Origin of the sequence: Cereibacter johrii (assembly GCF_001720585.1) — a bacterium.
GTDB lineage: Bacteria > Pseudomonadota > Alphaproteobacteria > Rhodobacterales > Rhodobacteraceae > Cereibacter_A > Cereibacter_A johrii.
This window is the reverse complement of sequence record NZ_MABH01000005.1, coordinates 1-4291: the sequence shown is the minus strand read 5'-3', so window position 1 is coordinate 4291 and position 4291 is coordinate 1. Positions and strand designations below refer to the sequence as shown.

General features: G+C 70.4%; 4 protein-coding genes and 1 pseudogene. 4 read left to right on the top strand and 1 reads right to left on the bottom strand.

The features are described 5' to 3' along the window. A partial coding sequence (locus A9O63_RS00130) for an alpha/beta hydrolase (RefSeq protein WP_141703012.1) occupies window positions 1-470 on the bottom strand: 470 nt, incomplete at its 3' end. Between the two features lie 86 nt (window positions 471-556). Here A9O63_RS00130 and A9O63_RS00125 point away from each other — a divergent pair. The 4 genes and pseudogenes from A9O63_RS00125 to A9O63_RS00110 form a co-directional block, all read left to right on the top strand. Beyond that, on the top strand, window positions 557-2035 hold the full coding sequence (locus tag A9O63_RS00125; RefSeq protein ID WP_069330103.1) for an NAD-dependent succinate-semialdehyde dehydrogenase: 1479 nt from the start codon (window positions 557-559) through the stop codon (window positions 2033-2035). A 64-nt stretch (window positions 2036-2099) separates the two neighbouring features. Further along, window positions 2100-3374: a hemolysin family protein gene (locus A9O63_RS00120; protein WP_069330102.1), complete on the top strand. Its 1275-nt coding sequence runs from the start codon at window positions 2100-2102 to the stop codon at window positions 3372-3374. Window positions 3375-3416: 42 nt separating this feature from the next. Then, complete coding sequence (locus A9O63_RS00115; RefSeq protein ID WP_069330101.1) at window positions 3417-3956, top strand: RNA polymerase sigma factor; 540 nt, start codon at window positions 3417-3419, stop codon at window positions 3954-3956. After that, window positions 3953-4291 (top strand): annotated as a pseudogene (locus tag A9O63_RS00110) (VWA domain-containing protein); the annotation flags it as partial. The gene A9O63_RS00115 and the pseudogene A9O63_RS00110, both read left to right, overlap by 4 nt.

The following is a 4291-nucleotide window of genomic DNA, read 5'->3' as shown; positions in this document are numbered from 1 at the left end:
GCAAGGTGGCCGCCCGCGGAATGGCCGGTCAGCACCACGGGCCCCGCCACCTCGCGCGCCGCCGCGGCGGTGGCGCGGGCGGCATCCTCCACCATCTCCGCGATGCGCGCCGTGGGCGCGAGCCGGTAGGAAGGCATCGCCACCGCCCATCCGGCCGCGAGCGGCCCCTGCGCCAGATGCGACCAGGTCTCGCGACCGAAGGCCATCCAGTAGCCGCCGTGGAAGAAGATCGCGAGGCCCCGCGGCAGACCCTCGGGCAGGAAGAGATCGAACCGCTGCCGCGGGTCCGGCCCATAGGCAAGATCCAGCCGGGCGCGGGATCCGAGGCCCGCACGGAAGGTTGCCGCCGCCGCCTCCCAGCGCGGCGGAAAGGCTTCCGCGCCCTCGATGAAGTCGCCATTGGCATAGGCGCGGCTCGCCTCTTCCCCTTCTCTCATACTGACATCTTTCGCCCTGCCGTTACTGGACATGTCCCCCGCCCCGTGCTTTCCATTGTGCGATGCACTCTGCCCGGCCCTCCGGGCAGCCGCAAATCCATTGTCCCCGGGAGGATCAGATGCTCGACTCCGTCACCGACCTGCGCTCGCTGCTCAAGGACCCGTCGCTGCTCGAACCCCGCGCCTTCGTGGCCGGCGAGTGGATCGAAGCCGACGACGGCGCGACCTTCGAGGTGACGAACCCGGCCCGCGGGGACGTGATCTGCACGGTGCCCGACCTCGGCCGGGCCGAAACGGCGCGCGCCATCGCCGCCGCCGAGGAGGCCATGAAGGAGTGGGCCGCCCGCACCGGCAAGGAGCGCGCGCAGGTCATGCGCAAGTGGTTCGAGCTGATAATGGCGAACCAGGACGACCTCGGCGCGATCCTCACCGCCGAGATGGGCAAGCCGCTCGCCGAGGCGAAGGGCGAGATCGCCTATGGCGCCTCGTTCATCGAGTGGTTCGGCGAGGAGGCCAAGCGCATCTATGGCGAGACCATCCCCGGCCACATGCGCGACAAGCGCATCACGGTGCTGAAGCAGCCGATCGGGGTCGTGGGCTCGATCACGCCCTGGAACTTCCCGAACGCCATGATCACCCGCAAATGCGGGCCTGCGCTGGCGGCGGGCTGCGGCTTCGTCGCGCGTCCCGCGGCCGAGACGCCGCTCTCGGCGCTGGCGCTCGCCGTGCTGGGCGAGCGGGCCGGTCTGCCCAAGGGCATCCTCTCGGTCATCACCTCGAGCAGATCCTCGGACATCGGCAAGGAGATGTGCGAGAACCCGATCGTGCGCAAGCTCACCTTCACCGGCTCGACCGAGGTCGGCCGCATCCTGCTGCGGCAGGCGGCCGATCAGGTGATGAAATGCTCGATGGAGCTCGGCGGCAACGCGCCCTTCATCGTCTTCGACGATGCCGATCTCGACGCCGCGGTGCAGGGCGCCATGGCCTCGAAGTTCCGCAACAACGGCCAGACCTGCGTCTGCGCGAACCGGATCTACGTCCAGTCCGGCGTCTATGACGCCTTCGCCGAAAAGCTCGCCGCCGCCGTGAAGAAGCTGAAGGTGGGCGACGGGCTCGTCGAGGGCACCGAGGCCGGTCCGCTCATCAACGAGAAGGCGGTGGCGAAGGTCGAGGAACATATCCGCGACGTGCTCGACGGCGGCGGCCAGGTGCTGACCGGCGGCAAGCGCCACCCGCTCGGCGGCACCTTCTTCGAGCCGACGGTCGTGACCGGCGTGAAGCAGGAGATGAAGGTCTCGACGGAAGAGACCTTCGGCCCGCTCGCCCCCCTCTTCCGCTTCGAGACCGAGGAAGAGGCGGTGGGCTATGCCAACGACACGATCTTCGGCCTTGCCTCCTACTTCTACGCGCGCGACGTGGGCCGCATCACCCGCGTGCAGGAGGCGCTGGAATATGGCATCGTCGGGGTGAACACCGGCATCATCTCGACCGAGGTGGCCCCCTTCGGCGGCGTGAAGCAATCCGGCCTCGGCCGCGAGGGCTCGCGCCACGGGATCGAGGATTACCTCGAGATGAAATACATCTGCCTCTCGATCTGAGGCGGATCCCACGCGCCCCTGCCCGGGTTCTGTCCGGGCAGGATTCCTTTTTCCAAGGGCCCCGATGCTCGTTGAAATTCTTGTCGTCCTCGCCCTGATCGCGCTGAACGGGGTGCTGGCCATGTCCGAGTTGGCCATCGTTTCGGCCCGCCCCGCCCGGCTGAAGCCGATGGCCGAAGCCGGAAGCCGCGGGGCCGCAACCGCCCTCTCCCTCGCCGAGGATCCGGGCCGCTTCCTCTCCACCGTCCAGATCGGCATCACCCTCGTGGGCGTGCTGTCGGGCGCCTTCTCGGGCGCCACGCTCGGCGCGCGTCTGGCGGCCTTTCTCGCCGCCGAAGGGATCGAGCCCAAGCTCGCCAGCACGCTCGGCGTGGGCGGCGTGGTCGTGCTGCTCACCTATCTCTCGCTGATCGCGGGCGAACTGGTGCCGAAACAGCTGGCCCTGCGCAACGCCGAAGGGGTGGCGGCCAAGGTCGCACCGATGATGCGGCTTCTGTCGATCGTGGCCGCGCCGGTCGTGTGGTTCCTCGACCGGTCCGGCAAGCTCGTGCTGGCGCTGCTGGGCCAGGGCGGCGCCTCGCGCTCGCGCGTGACCGACGAGGAGGTGCGCACGCTCCTGACCGAGGCCCACGAGGAGGGGGTGATCGAGACCGAGGAGCGGGCGATGCTCTCGGCCGTCATGCGGCTGGCCGACCGCTCGGCCCGCGCCCTGATGACGCCCCGCCGCGACGTCGAGATGCTCGACCTCGAGACGCCCGCCGAGGATCTGGCCGAGACGCTGAGCCGGATCGGCCGCGCGCGGGTGCCGGTGCGCCGCCGCGCCACGGACGAGGTGCTGGGCGTGCTCTACCTGACCGACGCCTTCGCCGCCCTGTCCGAAGGCCGCCCGCTCGATCTCGCGGCCCTCGTGCGCGAGACGCCCGTGGTCTCGGACAAGGCCGACGCGCTGAACGTGGTCGAGATCCTGCGCGCCTCGCTGAGCCATGTGGTGCTCGTCTACGACGAATACGGCCATTTCGAGGGCATCATCAGCCGCGGCGACATCCTCGAGGCGGTGGCGGGCAGCTTCCGCGAGACGGTCGAGGAAGAGCCCGATCTGGTCGAGCGCGAGGATGGCTCGTTCCTCGTGGCGGGATGGATGCCGGTCGACGAATTCTGCGACCGGCTGGGCGTGCCGCGGGATCTTGCGGGCGATTACGAGACGGTGGCGGGCCTCGTGCTGAACCAGCTGCGCGCGCTGCCGCAGCTGGGCGATCACGTCCTTGTGCCGGGCTGGCGCATCGAGGTGATGGACATCGACAACCGCCGGATCGACAAGGTTCTTGTCAGCAGGGCCTGAGTATCTGCCTGCGAAGCGATCGACAGGAGCGACCGTCCCGAGATGGAGACATCCGATGAAAGGCTGGCCGGGGCGGCCGCGGAGGGCGACCGCGGGGCCTTCGCCCTTCTGGTCGAGCGGCATTACGACCGGATCTTCGGGCTGAGCTGGCGGTTGACCGGCAGCCGCACCGAGGCCGAGGATCTGGCGCAGGACATCTGCGCGGCCCTGCCGATGAAGCTGCGGGGCTGGCGCGGCGAGGCGCGCTTCACCACCTGGCTCTACCGCGTGGTGGTGAACGCGTCCCACGACCTGCGCCGGCGGCAGTCGGCGCACAGCCGCGCCGCCGCGGGCTGGGGCGACTGGGAACTGGCGCGGCAGGACGAGATCGGCGAGGCGCGCGCGGCGCAGGAATGGCTGGCCGCCGCCATGACCGCCCTGCCGGTCGAGCTGCGCGACACGGTGGCGCTGGTGCTGGGCGAGGAGATGACGCAGGCCGAGGCCGCCGCCGTTCTGGGGCTGGCCGAGGGCACGGTGGCCTGGCGCATGTCGGAGGTGAAGAAACGCTTGAGGGCCATGGCCCTCCGGGAGGCCCGCGCATGAGCGACGACCGCACCGACGGTGATCTCGAGGCCCTGCGCCGGGCGCTGGCGCGCGAGGCGGCTCCGGCGCCCGATCCCGAAGCGCGGGCACGCGCCATGGCGCTGGCGCTCGAGAATTACGACAGGTTCCAAGGACGGGCGAGCGGGCTGCGTCAGGGGAAGGACCGCCCGGCCGGGGCGGGGTTCCTCAACGGAGTGCGCCGCATGTCGGGTTCCTTCTTTTCCCGCCCCCTTCTCGCCGCCACCGGGTCGCTTGCGGCCCTGGGCCTCGCCCTCGTCGTGGTGATGCCCGGCGCGCGGCTGGCCGAGCCGCCGCAGACCGCGCCGGAAGCGCCC

What these genes read in the sequence shown, in the direction of transcription:
- A9O63_RS00125 (WP_069330103.1), top strand. Translation starts at nt 557, where the DNA reads ATGCTCGACTCCGTCACCGACCTGCGCTCGCTGCTCAAGGACCCGTCG.
- A9O63_RS00115 (WP_069330101.1), top strand. Translation starts at nt 3,417, where the DNA reads ATGGAGACATCCGATGAAAGGCTGGCCGGGGCGGCCGCGGAGGGCGAC.
- A9O63_RS00120 (WP_069330102.1), top strand. Translation starts at nt 2,100, where the DNA reads ATGCTCGTTGAAATTCTTGTCGTCCTCGCCCTGATCGCGCTGAACGGG.